General features: G+C 69.7%; 13 protein-coding genes. 11 read left to right on the top strand and 2 right to left on the bottom strand.

The features are described from left to right. Positions 1–83: 83 nt before the first annotated feature. A complete protein-coding gene (locus FV230_RS14590; protein WP_147842909.1) occupies positions 84–1,154 on the bottom strand; it encodes a glycosyltransferase family 1 protein in 1,071 nt (356 codons plus the stop codon). Then, positions 1,151–1,984 carry a UDP-2,3-diacylglucosamine diphosphatase gene (locus tag FV230_RS14585; RefSeq protein WP_147726354.1) on the bottom strand — a complete coding sequence of 278 codons (834 nt, stop codon included), beginning with the start codon at positions 1,982–1,984 and terminating at the stop codon, positions 1,151–1,153. The genes FV230_RS14590 and FV230_RS14585 overlap by 4 nt, the downstream gene beginning before the upstream one ends. Positions 1,985–2,038: 54 nt before the next feature. Between FV230_RS14585 and FV230_RS14580 the strand changes: the two genes are divergently transcribed. From FV230_RS14580 to FV230_RS14525, 11 genes are all read left to right on the top strand, one after another. Continuing rightward, a complete protein-coding gene (locus FV230_RS14580) occupies positions 2,039–2,263 on the top strand; it encodes a hypothetical protein (RefSeq protein ID WP_147726355.1) in 225 nt (74 codons plus the stop codon). A 399-nt stretch (positions 2,264–2,662) separates the two neighbouring features. Further along, positions 2,663–3,871 (top strand): aminotransferase class V-fold PLP-dependent enzyme, encoded by a 1,209-nt coding sequence (locus FV230_RS14575; RefSeq protein ID WP_147842908.1) that lies wholly within the window; start codon positions 2,663–2,665, stop codon positions 3,869–3,871. 144 nt (positions 3,872–4,015) lie between these two features. Continuing rightward, positions 4,016–4,954: a D-2-hydroxyacid dehydrogenase gene (locus tag FV230_RS14570; RefSeq protein ID WP_147842907.1), complete on the top strand. Its 939-nt coding sequence runs from the start codon at positions 4,016–4,018 to the stop codon at positions 4,952–4,954. Positions 4,955–5,178: 224 nt separating this feature from the next. Continuing rightward, positions 5,179–6,039, top strand: a complete 861-nt coding sequence (locus FV230_RS14560) for an NADP-dependent methylenetetrahydromethanopterin/methylenetetrahydrofolate dehydrogenase (protein WP_147842905.1) — start codon at positions 5,179–5,181, stop codon at positions 6,037–6,039. A gap of 17 nt (positions 6,040–6,056) precedes the next feature. Further along, entirely contained in the window at positions 6,057–6,683 is a 627-nt protein-coding gene (gene fchA / locus FV230_RS14555) for a methenyltetrahydrofolate cyclohydrolase (protein ID WP_147842904.1), read from the top strand. Positions 6,684–6,926: 243 nt separating this feature from the next. Then, on the top strand, positions 6,927–8,099 hold the full coding sequence (locus FV230_RS14550; protein WP_147842903.1) for a malate--CoA ligase subunit beta: 1,173 nt from the start codon (positions 6,927–6,929) through the stop codon (positions 8,097–8,099). 29 nt (positions 8,100–8,128) lie between these two features. After that, positions 8,129–9,019, top strand: coding sequence for a succinate--CoA ligase subunit alpha (gene sucD, locus FV230_RS14545; protein ID WP_147726362.1), 891 nt, complete (start codon positions 8,129–8,131; stop codon positions 9,017–9,019). Positions 9,020–9,198: 179 nt separating this feature from the next. Beyond that, the gene (locus FV230_RS14540; RefSeq protein ID WP_147842902.1) at positions 9,199–11,958 is read left to right on the top strand and encodes a phosphoenolpyruvate carboxylase; all 2,760 of its coding nucleotides are present in this window, start codon (positions 9,199–9,201) and stop codon (positions 11,956–11,958) included. 140 nt (positions 11,959–12,098) lie between these two features. Continuing rightward, on the top strand, positions 12,099–13,073 hold the full coding sequence (locus FV230_RS14535; RefSeq protein ID WP_147842901.1) for a CoA ester lyase: 975 nt from the start codon (positions 12,099–12,101) through the stop codon (positions 13,071–13,073). Between the two features lie 175 nt (positions 13,074–13,248). Further along, complete coding sequence (locus FV230_RS14530; RefSeq protein WP_147726365.1) at positions 13,249–13,683, top strand: heme-binding protein; 435 nt, start codon at positions 13,249–13,251, stop codon at positions 13,681–13,683. 288 nt (positions 13,684–13,971) lie between these two features. Then, positions 13,972–14,641: cache domain-containing protein (locus FV230_RS14525; RefSeq protein ID WP_147842900.1), on the top strand; the 670-nt coding region annotated here is incomplete at its 3' end.

Raw genomic sequence — 14,641 nt, 5'->3', positions numbered from 1 at the left:
GGCACGGGGCGGGTCGGGTCCGAAGGGGCGGCGACCCATCGCATTCCTTGGCCGGCCCGTCACCCTCTCAACCCGTCACCTCATCAGCCAAGCAGGGCCGCCTCGGCGCCGGCCGGCACGCGCAGATCGGCCGCCTGGGCGTGGGCGCTCTCGATGTTGCCGAAGAACTGGCGGGCGCTCTCGGCCCAGGTCCGGCGGAGGGCCTCCGCGCGGCATTGCCCGCGCGGAACGACGAGGGCGGCGAGGCATGCCGCGCGCAGGTCGGCGTCGAGCACCCCGGCCCCGGTCCCGGCGACCACGTCGAGGGGGCCGGTGACCGGGTAGGCCGCCACGGGCAGGCCGCAGGCCATCGCCTCGAGCAGCACGATGCCGAAGGTGTCGGTGAGGCTCGGGAACACGAACACGTCGCTCGCCGCGTAGAGCGCGGACAGCTCTGCGCCGGTGCGGGTGCCGAGGAAGCGGGCCTGCGGGTGGGCGGCCGCGAGCCGGGCGCGGTCGGGCCCGTCGCCGATCACCACCTTGCTGCCCGGCAGGTCGAGACTGAGGAAGGCGGCGACGTTCTTCTCGACCGCGACGCGGCCGACGAAGAGAAAGATCGGGCGCGGCAGCCCCGCGAGCGCAGGGGGAACCTCGGCGGAAGGATCGGCCGGGCGGAACAGGTCGGTGTCGACGCCCCGCGTCCAGCGCATCAGGTTGCGGAAGCCGCGGCCGGCGAGCTCGCGCTCGAGCGAGGCGGTGCTGACCATGGTGCCGCTGGCCGCCCGGTGAAAGCGCCGCAGCCAGGCGTAGCTCCACGCCTCGGGGATCGGCGCCCGGGCGGCGAGATATTCGGGAAACCGCGTGTGGTAGCTCGTGGTGAAGGGGCGGCCCTTCGCGCGGCAGAGCCGCCGCACCGCGTGGCCGATCGTGCCCTCGGTGGCGATGTGGACGTGGGTCGGCTCGATCCGCGCCCAGGCGGCGGCGATGCCGCGCGCGCCCGCCAGCGCCAGCCGGATCTCGGGATAGCCCGGCATCGGCAGCGAGCGGAAGTCGCGCGGGGTCACGAAGAACGGCTCGAAGCCGTGGGCGGGGGCGGCCTCGGCCATGCGCTCGAGCGAGCGCACCACGCCGTTGACCTGCGGCGCCCAGGCATCGGTCGCGACCAGCAACCTCACGCGACCGCCCGGCGGTCCTGCGCCGGAAGCGCACCGGCGCGCTCGGCCTCCGACGCCTCCGCCGCGCGGGCGCGAAGCACGCTCGGATAATGCAGCACCTCCATGCGGCCGTCGTAATGCTCGACCAGCGCGGTGCAGGATTCGACCCAGTCGCCGGTGTTGAGGTAGCGCAGGCCGTCGATCCGCCGGTCGGCGGCGTGATGGATGTGGCCGCAGATCACCCCGTCGGCACCCTGGCGCCGGGCCTCGTCGGCGAGAAAGGTCTCGAACGCGCCGATGAAGTTGACCGCGTTCTTCACCTTCAGCTTCGCCCAGGCCGAGAGCGACCAGTAGGACAGGCCGAGCCGGCGGCGCAGCTTGTTCAGGCCGGTGTTGACGAACAGCGCGAAGGTGTAGGCGCCGTCGCCGAGATGGGCGAGCCAGCGGGCGTGGCGCACCACCATGTCGAACTGGTCGCCGTGGATCACCAGGTAGCGCCGCCCGTCCGCCGCCTCGTGGATGCGGCTCTCGGCGATCTCGATCCCGCCGAAGGTGGTGCCGATGTAGTCGCGCAGGAACTCGTCGTGGTTGCCCGGCACGTAGACCAGGCTCGAGCCCTTGCGCACCTTGCGCAGGAGCTTCTGCACCACGTCGTTGTGCCCCTGCGGCCAGTACCAGCCCGATCGGAGCTGCCAGCCGTCGACGATGTCACCGACGAGGTAGAGCGTGTCGGCGTCGTAGTCCTTCAGGAAGTCCAGGAGCAGCCCGGCCTGGCAGCCGCGGGTGCCGAGGTGCAGGTCTGAGAGGAACAGGGTGCGGACGCGGGTCGTCCCTTCCGTGTCGTCGGCCACGAGCATCTCCCGGCGGTCTTCGGCCGAGCCAAACCGGAAACGCGTCTCAGTTTGATGACGGTGGCGCGCATCCGATGCTGCGATGCAGCAAGCAATGCGAAGATCCTTCGCCGGTTTGCTGCAGTGCACGACAATTTTTTTTCGTCGTCCGGGAAGTTTTTCCAGTTTTGCTTGTGGAGCTTCGGCGTTCATAATGGATTCAAAGCGATCGCCTGCCGTAAGGCCGGCGCCGGCGACGGCCAATGGATCGCCGACCTGGATGGTCGACTTGGATCGTGAACCACTTGGATCGTGAGCCGGGGCGGGACGACGGGGAGGAAGGTATCGAGGGTCGGCGCAGCGCCGGCGTGCAGGATCCGCATTCCGCGGCTTGCGCGACGGCCACGGCCGACGCATGGAAGACGAGGCTTTTCGGAGGCGACCGGCATGGATCCATGCCGCGACCGCGAGCGGTGCCAGACCGTTCCGCCGCTCCGCATCGCCCGGTGAAGCGACCGACCGACGACGCGGAAGTTCCGCGCGGGACAGCCCTCCCGCGCGCTTCCGGCCGCGCCGGTTCGGCGTCCCCCTCACCAGACCGCCCACGGATCACCACACGCCCATGCGTCGCAAGCCGGCGCATCGTTCCTGAAGCCGGCTTGCCGGCCAACGTTTCTTGGTAATCGGAGGACACACCCCATGGCTGCAACGCGGCGCCCCGGACGCAATCACCTCTTCATTCCCGGCCCGACCAACATCCCGGACCGCGTGCTGCGCGCGATGCACGTCCCCTCGGAGGACCACCGCTCGCCCGACTTCCCGGCGCTGGTGAAGCCGCTGTTCCAGGACGCCAAGATGGTGTTCGGCTCCGAGGCGGGCACGATCATCTTCTATCCGTCCTCCGGCACCGGCATCTGGGAATCGGCCCTGGCGAACACGCTCTGCCGCGGCGACAAGGTCCTGACCGCCCGCTACGGCCAGTTCAGCCACCTCTGGGTCGACATGGCCCAGCGCCTCGGCCTCGACGTCATCGTGCAGGATGAGGCCTGGGGCACCGGCGCCGACCCGGAGAAGATCGGCCAGGCGCTGCGCGCCGACACCGAGCACAAGATCAAGGCCGTGATGGTCGTCCACAACGAGACGGCGACCGGCGTCACCAGCGACATCGGCGCGGTCCGCAAGGCGATCGACGCCGCCGGCCACCCGGCGCTGCTGTTCGTCGACGGCATCTCGTCGATCGGCTCGCTGCCGTTCGAGATGGACGCGTGGAAGGTCGATTGCGCCATCGCCGGCTCGCAGAAGGGCTTCATGCTCCCCGCCGGCCTCGGCGTGCTCTGCGCCAGCGCCAAGGCGATCAAGGCCTCCGAAGGCACCGCCGGCGGCAACGACCGCCTCGGACACGTCTACTTCGCCTGGTCCGACCAGCTGAAGCAGAACCCGACCGGCTACTTCCCCTACACCCCGCCGCTGCCGCTGCTCTACGGCCTGCGCGAGGCCCTCGAGTGCATCAAGGAAGAGGGGCTGCAGAACGTCTACCACCGCCATCACGTGCTCGCCGAGGCGACCCGTCAGGCCGTGGCAGCGTGGGGCCTGAAGACCTGCGCCAAGGAGCCCAAGTGGAACTCCGACACGGTGACGGCGATCCTGGCGCCCGAGGGCGTCGATGCGGCCAAGATCATCAAGCACGCCTACGACCGCTACAACCTCTCGCTCGGCGCCGGCCTCAGCCAGGTCGCCGGCAAGGTGTTCCGCATCGGCCACCTCGGTGATCTCAACGAGCTGTCGCTGCTGGGCGCGATCGCCGGCGCCGAGATGGCGATGATCGATTGCGGCGTGCACGTCACCCCGGGCTCGGGCGTCGCCGCCGCGTCGAGCTACCTGCGCGAGCATCCGCTCACCCAGGGCTGACGTTAGGCCGACACCATCGCGCGGGGGCGGCGACGCCCCCGCGCCATCCCGGACGAGAGGGGATCATCTCGAACCGGATCGGGATCGCCGCGACCGGCGCGTCGCGGGCAGGGCCCGATCCGGCCGTCGCATGAAAGGCGTTCCATGACGAAGAAGATCGTATTCCTCGACCGCGAGTCCCTCGACGCCACGGTCCGGCCGTTCAACTTCCCGCACGACTACAAGGAATACGATTCGACCTGGACACCGGAGGAAATCGTCTCCCGGCTCCAGGGCGCCGAGATCGCGCTGATCAACAAGGTGCCGATGCGCGCCGACACGTTGAAGCAGCTGCCCGACCTCAAGCTCATCGCCGTCGCCGCCACCGGCACCGACGTGGTCGACAAGGAGCAGGCGAAGGCGCAAGGCATCACCGTCGTCAACATCCGCAACTACGCCTTCAACACCGTGCCCGAGCACGTCATCGCGCTGATCTTCGCCCTGCGGCGCGCGATCGTGCCCTACGCCAACTCGGTGCGCCGGGGCGATTGGAACAAGTCGACCCAGTTCTGCTACTTCGACTACCCGATCCACGACATCGCCGGCTCGACGCTCGGCATCGTCGGCTACGGCGCGCTCGGCAAGTCGATCGGCAAGCGGGCGGAAGCGCTCGGCATGAAGGTCATCGCCTACGACGTCTTCCCGCAGGAGGGCCTCGTCGACCTCGAGACGATCCTGACCCAGTCCGACGTCATCACGCTGCACGCGCCGCTGACGCCTGAGACCCGGAACATGATCGGCGCCGAGCAGCTGGCGAAGATGAAGAAGCACGCGATCCTCATCAACACCGCCCGCGGCGGGCTGGTGGACGAGGAGGCCCTGGCCGAGGCGCTGAAGGCCGGCACGATCGGCGGCGCCGGCTTCGACGTGGTGGTGCAGGAGCCGCCCAAGAACGGCAACATCCTGTGCGACCTCGACCTGCCGAACCTGATCGTCACGCCGCACGTGGCCTGGGCCAGCAAGGAGGCGATGCAGATCCTGGCCGACCAGCTCGTCGACAACGTCCAGGCCTTCGTCGCCGGCAAGCCGCAGAACGTGGTCTAGGTCGAACTCTCCCTCCCCCCGCTGCGGGGGAGGGTGGGCCTCGCGTCAGCGAGGGTCGGGAGAGGGGAGCCACGTTTCCGGACGTCGCGCGGCCCCTCTCCCGACCCGCTTCGCGGGCCACCCTCCCCCGCAGGGGGGGAGGGAAGGCTGAGCGACCGACGAGCCCGAACCCAATTTCCAACACGAACGCCATCCGCGCCGAGACGCGGGCGAGAGGACGCACCATGAAGAAGCTTCTGTTCCTGTTCGACACCGATGCGATGCCGTCCGTGTTCGACACCGTCGTCGGCTACGACGGCGGCGCCGACCACATCACCGGCTACGGCGGCGTGACGCCCGAGAACGTCGGCGCGCTCGTCGACGGCACGATCTACACCCGCGGCGGCTCGGAGAAGAAGTCGACGGCGATCTTCGTCGGCGGCGGCAACATGGCGGCCGGTGAGGCGGTGCTCGAGGCGGTGAAGAAGCGCTTCTTCGGCCCGTTCCGCGTCTCGACCATGCTCGATTCCAACGGCTCGAACACCACCGCCGCCGCCGGAGTCGCTCTGGTCGCGAAGGCCGCCGGCGCGCTCGAGGGCAAGAAGGCCGTGGTGCTCGCCGGCACCGGCCCGGTCGGCATGCGCTCGGCGGCCCTGCTCGCCCAGGAGGGCGCCGAGGTCGTCCTCGCCGCCCGTCAGCTCGACCGCGCGCAGGCGGCGGCGGACGCCGTCAACAAGCGCTTCGGCGTCGCCGTGACGGCGGCCGCGACCCCGGACGAGGCCTCGCGCGCCGAGATCGTCAAGGGCAAGAACCTGGTGTTCTCGGCCGGCGCCATCGGCATCGAGCTGCTGCCCGAGTCGGCCTGGAAGGACGAGGCCTCGATCGAGTTCGTGGCCGACTACAACGCCCAGCCGCCGCTCGGCTTCGGCGGCATCGATGCCATGGACAAGGGCAAGGACCGGCACGGCAAGAAGTCGTTCGGCGCACTGGGCATCGGCGGCCTGAAGCTGAAGCTCCATCGCGCCTGCGTCGGCCAGCTCTTCGACAGCACCGAGCAGGTGCTGGATGCCGAGGAGATCTACGCGCTCGCCAAGAAGATGGCCTGAACGGGGGAGTGGGGCGCATGGCCGAGCACGATACGATCGCGACCTTCCTCGACGGGCTGGCCAGCGCCGCCCCGACCCCCGGCGGCGGCGGTGCCGCCGCCATTTCCGGCGCCATGGGCGCGGCCCTGGTCTCGATGGTGTGCAACCTCACCATCGGCAAGAAGAAGTACGTCGAGGTCGAGGCTGAGCTGAAGGACATGCTCGTCCAGTCCGAGGCGCTGCGGGCGCAGCTCACCGGCATGATCGCCGAGGACGTCGCCGCCTTCGACGCGGTGATGGGGGCCTACGGGCTGCCCAAGGCCACCGACGACGAGAAGGCGGTCCGCGCCGAGCGGATCCAGGCGGCGCTGAAGGTGGCGACCGACGTGCCGCTCGCCTGCTGCCGCGCCTGCCGCGCGGTGATCGACCTCGCCGAAGTCGTCGCCGACAAGGGCAACCTCAACGTCATCTCGGATGCCGGCGTCGCCGTGCTCTCGGCCCATGCCGGCCTGCGCAGCGCGGCGCTGAACGTCTACGTCAATGCCAAGGGCCTCGACGACCGCGATTTCGCGCAGGCGCGCCTGACCGAGCTAGAAGCGCTGCTCGGCGATGCCGGCCCGCTCAACGAGAAGGTCTACGACGTGGTCAAGGCCAAGGTGAGCTGACGCGAAGCCCGTCGGCGGCCCCCGATCGGCGGCGATCGGGGACCGCCGACGGGCGAATTGCGAAGTCGGGAAACGATCGTCGCCAGAAGATTGTGCGACGCAACAAGATGACCGCAAGCATTCCTTCGCCGATCAAGGCGAACTCAACGAGAATGCAAAAAAATTTGATGCGGCACTGCTCTCCCCCAAAGTAAAATGAGGGCGTAGAAACGCAGCCAAGAACAGTACCGAAGGAGGCGCCCGATGGACGTGCACGAGTATCAGGCCAAGGAGCTGCTCGCGAGCTTCGGCGTCGCTGTTCCCAAGGGCGCCGTCGCCTTCAGCGCCGACCAGGCCGTCTACGCCGCGACCGAGCTCGGCGGCTCGTTCTGGGCGGTGAAGGCCCAGATCCATGCTGGCGCCCGCGGCAAGGCCGGCGGGATCAAGCTGTGCCGGACCTACAACGAGGTCCGCGACGCCGCCCGCGAGCTGCTCGGCAAGCGCCTCGTCACCCTGCAGACCGGGCCCGAGGGCAAGCCGGTGCAGCGGGTCTACGTCGAGACCGCCGACCCGTTCGAGCGCGAGCTGTATCTCGGCTACGTCCTCGACCGGAAGGCGGAGCGCGTCCGCGTGATCGCCTCCCAGCGCGGCGGCATGGACATCGAGGAGATCGCGGCCAGCGAGCCCGAGGCGCTGATCCAGGTGGTGGTCGAGCCGGCCGTCGGCCTGCAGCAGTTCCAGGCCCGCGAGATCGCGTTCCAGCTCGGCCTCAACATCAAGCAGGTCTCGGCCGCGGTGAAGACGATCATGAACGCCTACCGGGCGTTCCGCGACTGCGACGGCACCATGCTGGAGATCAACCCGCTCGTCGTCACCAAGGACGACCGCGTGCTGGCGCTCGACGCCAAGATGTCGTTCGACGACAACGCGATGTTCCGCCGCCGCAACATCGCCGACATGCACGACCCGTCGCAGGGCGACCCGCGCGAGGCCCAGGCCGCCGAGCACAACCTCAGCTACATCGGGCTCGAGGGCGAGATCGGCTGCATCGTCAACGGCGCCGGCCTCGCCATGGCGACCATGGACATGATCAAGCACGCGGGCGGCGAGCCGGCGAACTTCCTCGACGTCGGCGGCGGCGCGAGCCCCGAGCGCGTCGCCACCGCCTTCCGCCTCGTCCTGTCGGACAAGAACGTGAAGGCGATCCTCGTCAACATCTTCGCCGGCATCAACCGCTGCGACTGGGTCGCGGAGGGCGTGGTCCAGGCGGCGCGCGAGGTGAAGATCGAGGTGCCGCTGATCGTCCGGCTCGCCGGCACGAACGTCGAGGCCGGGCAGCGCATCCTGGCCGAGAGCGGGCTCGACCTGATCACCGCCGAGACCCTGTCGGAGGCCGCGCGCAAGGCCGTCGAGGCCTGCAACGGCACCAAGTACTGACGTCCGTGAGATAAGCGAAGGATACCGCCATGAGCATTCTCATCGACGAGACCACCCCGATCATCGTCCAGGGCATCACCGGCGACAAGGGCACCTTCCACGCCAAGGAGATGAAGGATTACGGCGCCAACGTCGTCGGCGGCGTCACCCCCGGCAAGGGCGGCAAGACCCATCTCGGCCTGCCGGTGTTCAACACCGTCAAGGACGCCGTCGAGGCGACGGGCGCCACCACCTCGATCACCTTCGTCGCCCCGCCCTTCGCCGCGGACGCGATCATGGAGGCGGCCGATGCCGGGCTGAAGCTGGTCTGCTCGATCACCGACGGCATCCCGGCCCAGGACATGATGCGGGTGAAGCGCTACCTGATGCGCTACCCCAAGGACCGCCGCACCATGGTGGTCGGCCCCAACTGCGCCGGCATCATCTCGCCCGGCAAGTCGATGCTCGGCATCATGCCGCCGCACATCTACCTGAAGGGCAACGTCGGCGTGATCTCGCGCTCGGGGACGCTCGGCTACGAGGCCGCCTCGCAGATGAAGGCGCACGGCATCGGCATCTCGACCTCGGTCGGCATCGGCGGCGACCCGATCAACGGCTCGTCCTTCCTCGACCACCTCGCGCTGTTCGAGCAGGACCCGGAGACCGCGGCCGTGCTGATGATCGGCGAGATCGGCGGCCCGCAGGAGGCTGAGGCCGCGGCCTGGATCAAGGCGAACTTCTCGAAGCCCGTGATCGGCTTCGTCGCCGGGCTCACGGCGCCGAAGGGCCGCCGCATGGGGCACGCCGGCGCGATCATCTCGGCCACCGGGGACAGCGCGGCCGAGAAGGCCGAGATCATGCGGTCCTACGGGCTGACCGTGGCGCCCGATCCCGGCTCGTTCGGCGACACCGTCGCCGAGGTGATGCGGCGGGCGGCGTAGCGCCCGAAGCGCGAACCTGAAGCGCGGGTCGCCTCTCTCGTTCGGGAGGGGGACAGGGTGAGGGGCGTGACCTCTCCGGAATGACCTAGCCCCTCACCCCAACCCTCTCCCGCTCGGGAGAGGGGGCCGCGCGGTGCCACCCCCGCCAAAACGATATCCGCCCCAGGTGGCTTGATCCGATGCCAAAGACCCTTCACGCCTCCCTCGGCCATGCCGACGAGAACGCCTTCGCGCCGCCGGTGATCACCGGCACTTCGTCGAAGGAAGCCCTCGACATCCTGTTCCACGCGCTGCTCGACGTGGCGCGGCGGCACGAGCCGGAGCTGGAGGCCGTGCTGCACGGCACCGCCGACATCTCGACCTTCACGCCCGAGATGCTGGCCCGGGCGCTCCAGGTGCAGGGCATCTGGTTCCAGCTGCTGTCGATCGCCGAGCAGAACGTCGCCATGCGCCGGCGCCGGCACGTCGAGCGCACGGAGGGCCGCTCGGCCCTCGGCGGGTCCTTCGCCAAGGTGCTGGCGGAAGCCTCGGCCGGCGGCATCCCCGCGCCGCAGATCCATGCCCTGCTGAAGGACCTGCGCATCCGCCCGACGATCACCGCCCACCCGACCGAGGGCAAGCGCGTGACCGTGCTGGAGAAGTTCCGGCGCATCTACCTCGTGCTGCGCGAGCTCGAGTTGCCGCGCTGGACTACGCGCGAGCGCAACGGTCTGATGAACGAGCTGCGCGACCAGATCGAGCTGGTCTGGATGACCGGCGAGCTGCACCTCGAGAAGGCCACCGTCGAGCGCGAGGTCTCCTGGGGCCTGCACTTCTTCGACGAGACCTTGTTCGAGATGCTGCCGGAGGTGGTCTACTCGCTCGAGGAATCGCTGGCGCAGTACTACCCGGACGAGAAGTTCGAGGTGCCGGCCTTCTTTCAGTTCGGCTCCTGGATCGGCGGCGACCGCGACGGCAATCCCTACGTCACCGCCAGCGTCACCCGCGAGACGCTGAAGTGGAACGCGCTCGCCTCGCTCAGGCGCTACCGCGACGGCGTGCTTCATCTCGGCCGGGTGCTGTCGCTCACCGAGCGCTCGATGCCGGTGCCCGAGACCTTCCGGGCCGAGCTGGCCCGGGCCCTGTCCGAGAGCGGCGACGCCAAGGCGATCGCCGGCCGCAACCCCGGCGAGGCCTATCGCCAGTACCTGTCCTGCATCCTGCGCAAGATCGAGGCGACGATCCGGCGCAACGAGGGCGGCCGCACGAGCGGGCCGGACTACCCGAGCGCCGACGGGCTGATCAACGACCTGCGCACCCTGGAGCAGGGCCTCGCGGACGCCAAGTGCACCTCGCTCGCCACCGACCTCGTGCGGCCGGTGCGGCGCATGGTCGAGATCTTCCGGTTCTCCACCGTCCGCCTCGACCTGCGCGAGAACACCACCCGCACCACGAAGACGCTGCACGCGCTCTACGCCCGCCAGAGCGGCGGCAAGGCGCCGCCGGACCTTGAGTCGCCCGAGTGGAAGGCCTGGCTCGTCGCCGAGCTGGCGCGGCCGCGGACCGGCGAAACCTCGTTCGAGGGCCTGCCGGACGACGCCCGCGAGACCCTGGCCACCTTCGCGCTCGTCGGCGAGATGCGCGACACCCTCGACCGCGAGGCGTTCGGCGCCTTCGTCCTGTCGATGACCCGCTCGGTGCCCGACATCCTCGGCGCCTACCTGCTGGCCAAGGAGGCCGGCCTCTACCTCGACGCCGCCGGCACCGAGATCTGCCCGCTGCCGATCGTGCCGCTGTTCGAGACCATCGAGGACCTGCGCGCCGCGCCGGCGATCATGAAGGAGCTCGTCGGCATCCCGGTGGTCCGCCGCTCCACCCGCTGGCAGGGGGGCGTGCAGGAGGTGATGATCGGCTACTCGGATTCGAACAAGGACGGCGGCTTCGTCGCCTCGAACTGGGAGCTGTACAAGGCGCAGGCGAAGCTGACGGCGCTCGGCAAGGAAGCCGGCGTGCCGATCGCGTTCTTCCACGGGCGCGGCGGCTCGGTGAGCCGCGGCGGCGTGCCGACCCAGCGCGGGATCGACGCGCAACCGCCCGGCTCGATCAACGGCCGCTTCCGCACCACCGAGCAGGGCGAGGTGGTCTCGTTCAAGTACGCCAACCGCGGCACCGCCGCCTACCAGATGGAGCTGCTGGCGGCCTCCGTGTTCGAGCACGCGCTGCAATCCGAGCGGCAGCGCGCGAACCAGCCCCGGCACGAGTTCGACGATGCGCTGGAGGCGCTGTCCGGCGCCTCGCGCGCGGCCTACGTCAACCTGCTCCAGGCCGACGGCCTCGTGGACTACTTCCAGGCCGCGAGCCCGCTCGACGAGATCGCGCTGCTCAACATCGGCTCGCGCCCGGCGCGGCGCTTCGGGGCGAAGTCGCTGAGCGACCTGCGCGCGATTCCCTGGGTGTTCGCGTGGTCGCAGAACCGACACGTCGTCACCGGCTGGTACGGCGTCGGCTCCGGCATCCGCAGCTTCCTCGACGTGCGCGGCGACCAGGGCGAAGCGCTGCTCAAGCGCCTGTTCCAGGAATGCCGGCTGTTCCGCCTGATCCTCGACGAGGTCGAGAAGACGCTGCTCATGGTCGATCTCGGCATCGCCCGGGATTACGCCGGCCTCGTCGCCGACCCGGAGATCCGCGACCGCATCTTCGGGATGATCGAAGCCGAGTACGCGCTGACGCGCGAGATGGTGCTGCGGATCACCGGCGGGCGGGAGCTGGCCGAGCGCGCGCCGCTGTTCCGCGACCGTCTCACCGGCCGCCTGCTGACGATCAACCAGGTCGGCCGCGAGCAGGTCGAGCTGCTGCGCCGGTTCCGCGCCGAGACCGACGAGGACAAGCGCGAGGCGGTGAAATCCGCGCTCCTGCTCTCGATCAACTGCATCGCCGTCGGCTTCGGTGCGACCGGCTGATGCAAACGTATCGCCTAGGCCTGTCGCCGAGAACGCGCAGGCCCATGTTGAAACCGACGGTTCGGGCGGCCTAGCTGAGCCCGCGCTCTGACGGCGGCACCGCAAGCCGCTCGACTTCCCAGGGAAACAGGAGACCCCCCATGAGCTTCACCCTCGTCCAGCAGGCCACCCCGCGGCTCCACCGCTCCGAACTCGCGGTGCCGGGCTCGAACCCGACCTTCATGGAGAAGTCGGCCACCTCGAGCGCCGACGTGATCTTCCTCGACCTCGAGGACGCGGTCGCGCCGGACGACAAGGAGAAGGCCCGCACCAACATCATCGCTGCCCTCAACGATATCGATTGGGGCTCGAAGACCATGATGATCCGCATCAACGGTCTCGACACCCACTACATGTACCGCGACGTGGTCGACATCGTCGAAGCCTGTCCGCGCCTCGACATGATCCTGATCCCGAAGGTCGGCGTGCCGGCCGACGTCTACGCCATCGACGTGCTGGTGACGCAGATCGAGCAGGCCAAGAAGCGCGAGAAGAAGCTCGGCTTCGAGGTGCTGATCGAGACCGCGCTCGGCATGGCCAACGTCGAGGCGATCGCGACCTCCTCGAAGCGCCTCGAGGCGATGTCCTTCGGCGTCGCCGACTACGCCGCGTCCTGCCGCGCCCGCGCCCAGGTCATCGGCGGGGTGAACCCCGATTACAGCGTGCTCACCGACAAGGACGAGAGCGGCAAGCGCGAGACCCACTGGCAGGATCCGTGGCTGTTCGCCCAGCAGCGCATGCTGGTGGCCTGCCGCGCCTACGGCCTGCGCCCGATCGACGGCCCGTTCGGCGACTTCTCCGATCCCGACGGCTACACCTCCGCGGCCCGGCGCTGCGCGTCGGCCGGCTACGAGGGCAAGTGGGCGATCCACCCCTCGCAGATCGACCTCGCCAACGAGGTGTTCACCCCGTCCGAGGCCGAGGTCACCAAGGCGCGCCGCATCCTCGTGGCGATGGAAGAGGCCGCCAAGGCCGGGCGCGGCGCCGTCTCCCTCGATGGCCGCCTGATCGACATCGCCTCGATCCGCATGGCCGAGGCGCTGATCGAGAAGGCCAACGCGATGTCGGCCAAGTAGGCCGGCAGAGGCAGGCCGACCGACGCGATCGATCCGCGGCCGCCCCGGGACATCCGGGGCGGCCGTCCTTGTTCTCGGCACCGGGCGCAACCTCGGCCGTTGTCGATCGGTATCCCCGCCGAGGCTGCGGGGACGACGCGCCCCGGTCCGGCGGCGCCATCAGGGAGATGACACCATGCACGTCACCATCGAGCAGGCGGAGACCGCGATCGCCGCCGCCAAAGCCAAGGCCGCCGAACTCGGCACGCAGATGTGCATCGCCGTCGTCGATTCCGGCGGAAACCTGAAGGCGTTCTACCGCATGGACGGCGCCTGGGTCGGCTCGATCGACATCGCCCAGAAGAAGGCCAAGACCTCGGTGTTCTTCGGCATGATGACCGGGCAGATCGGCGCGCTGTCGCAGCCGGGCGGCCCGCTCTACGGCATCGAGCACTCGAACGACGGGCTGATCACCTTCCCCGGCGGCATCCCGATCGTCGACGCGGACGGCGAGATGTCGGGCGCCATCGGCGTCAGCGGCTCGACCGTGGAGAACGACCACGTGGTGGCCGAGGCCGGCGCCAGCACGATCGGCAAGACCGAGCTGCCGGCCCACCCCTGGCGGACCTGAGCCGCGCCACGGCCACGCCGATGCCCGGCGCCGAGGGCGCGACCCGCGGACGGGTCGCGCCGCTTCGGCCCGCAGGAGATGCACCGGCGCCGACGCGCGCCGGTCTACTGTTTTCGCGCGTTTCGAATGCTCGATTTCGCGCTTGAAGATTCGACGAAATCGATGGAAGCTGCCGTCCATCCCGGCTGCTTCGACCATGACTTGTCGAGCCACGGATCCATTTGCAACGGACGTGCGCACGCCTTGCCGCCGCGCGCGGGCCTTCGCTTGATCGTCGAGGCGCGACCGATGGCATTGCTTCGCTCCGTATTCGCTGCGTCCCTCCTCGCCGCGATCGGGTTGGCGGCGACGCCCCAGCCCGGGCGCGCCTGCGGCGACGGGGAGGCGCCGGTCTCCTGCGGCGATGCCGGCTCGGAAGCCTCCGCCAAGTGGATGCTGAAGCACGTCGTCGCGGCGATCGCGGCCGACGCGCCGGCGGCGCTCGCGCATTTCACCAAGGGGGAAGCGGGGTTCCGCACCGCCGACACCTACGTCTTCTGCGTCGGGCCGGACGGCGTGATGAGCGCGCATCCCAACCCGATCCTGCAGGGCCAGAACGTGCGCGACCTGCACGACAGCAACGGCACCTACTTCATCCGCCGGATGTTGGAGACGGCCAAGGCCGGCACGGTCGCCGAGATCCGCTACCTGTTCCCCAAACCGGGCAGCACCGTCGCGCTCCAGAAGACCACCTACTACACCCGCGCCGGCGACCAGGTGAGCGGCGTCGGCGTCTACGATTCGGACGGGGCCGGGCCGGCGGACAGCCCCGTCGCCCGGATGGCGCAGCTGCGCGACCGTCTCGACGCCGAGATGCCGCCGGCGCTGCGCGGGAACTGGACCGCCTTCCTCGAAGCGCTGAACGCCGAGACCGGCGCCAAGGCCGCGGCGATGGCGAAGGCGCGGGCCGGCCTGCAGG

This window comes from Methylobacterium sp. WL6 (assembly GCF_008040095.1).
Taxonomy (GTDB): Bacteria; Pseudomonadota; Alphaproteobacteria; order Rhizobiales; family Beijerinckiaceae; genus Methylobacterium.
The sequence above is the reverse complement of the archived record's forward strand: the minus strand, read 5'-3'. Positions and strand labels throughout refer to the sequence as shown.

Excerpts from the sequence above, each read along its gene's own strand:
- FV230_RS14580 (WP_147726355.1), top strand. The coding sequence starts at position 2,039 with ATGACGGTGGCGCGCATCCGATGCTGCGATGCAGCAAGCAATGCGAAG.
- FV230_RS14575 (WP_147842908.1), top strand. The coding sequence starts at position 2,663 with ATGGCTGCAACGCGGCGCCCCGGACGCAATCACCTCTTCATTCCCGGC.
- FV230_RS14570 (WP_147842907.1), top strand. The coding sequence starts at position 4,016 with ATGACGAAGAAGATCGTATTCCTCGACCGCGAGTCCCTCGACGCCACG.
- FV230_RS14560 (WP_147842905.1), top strand. The coding sequence starts at position 5,179 with ATGAAGAAGCTTCTGTTCCTGTTCGACACCGATGCGATGCCGTCCGTG.
- fchA (WP_147842904.1), top strand. The coding sequence starts at position 6,057 with ATGGCCGAGCACGATACGATCGCGACCTTCCTCGACGGGCTGGCCAGC.
- FV230_RS14550 (WP_147842903.1), top strand. The coding sequence starts at position 6,927 with ATGGACGTGCACGAGTATCAGGCCAAGGAGCTGCTCGCGAGCTTCGGC.
- sucD (WP_147726362.1), top strand. The coding sequence starts at position 8,129 with ATGAGCATTCTCATCGACGAGACCACCCCGATCATCGTCCAGGGCATC.
- FV230_RS14540 (WP_147842902.1), top strand. The coding sequence starts at position 9,199 with ATGCCAAAGACCCTTCACGCCTCCCTCGGCCATGCCGACGAGAACGCC.
- FV230_RS14535 (WP_147842901.1), top strand. The coding sequence starts at position 12,099 with ATGAGCTTCACCCTCGTCCAGCAGGCCACCCCGCGGCTCCACCGCTCC.
- FV230_RS14530 (WP_147726365.1), top strand. The coding sequence starts at position 13,249 with ATGCACGTCACCATCGAGCAGGCGGAGACCGCGATCGCCGCCGCCAAA.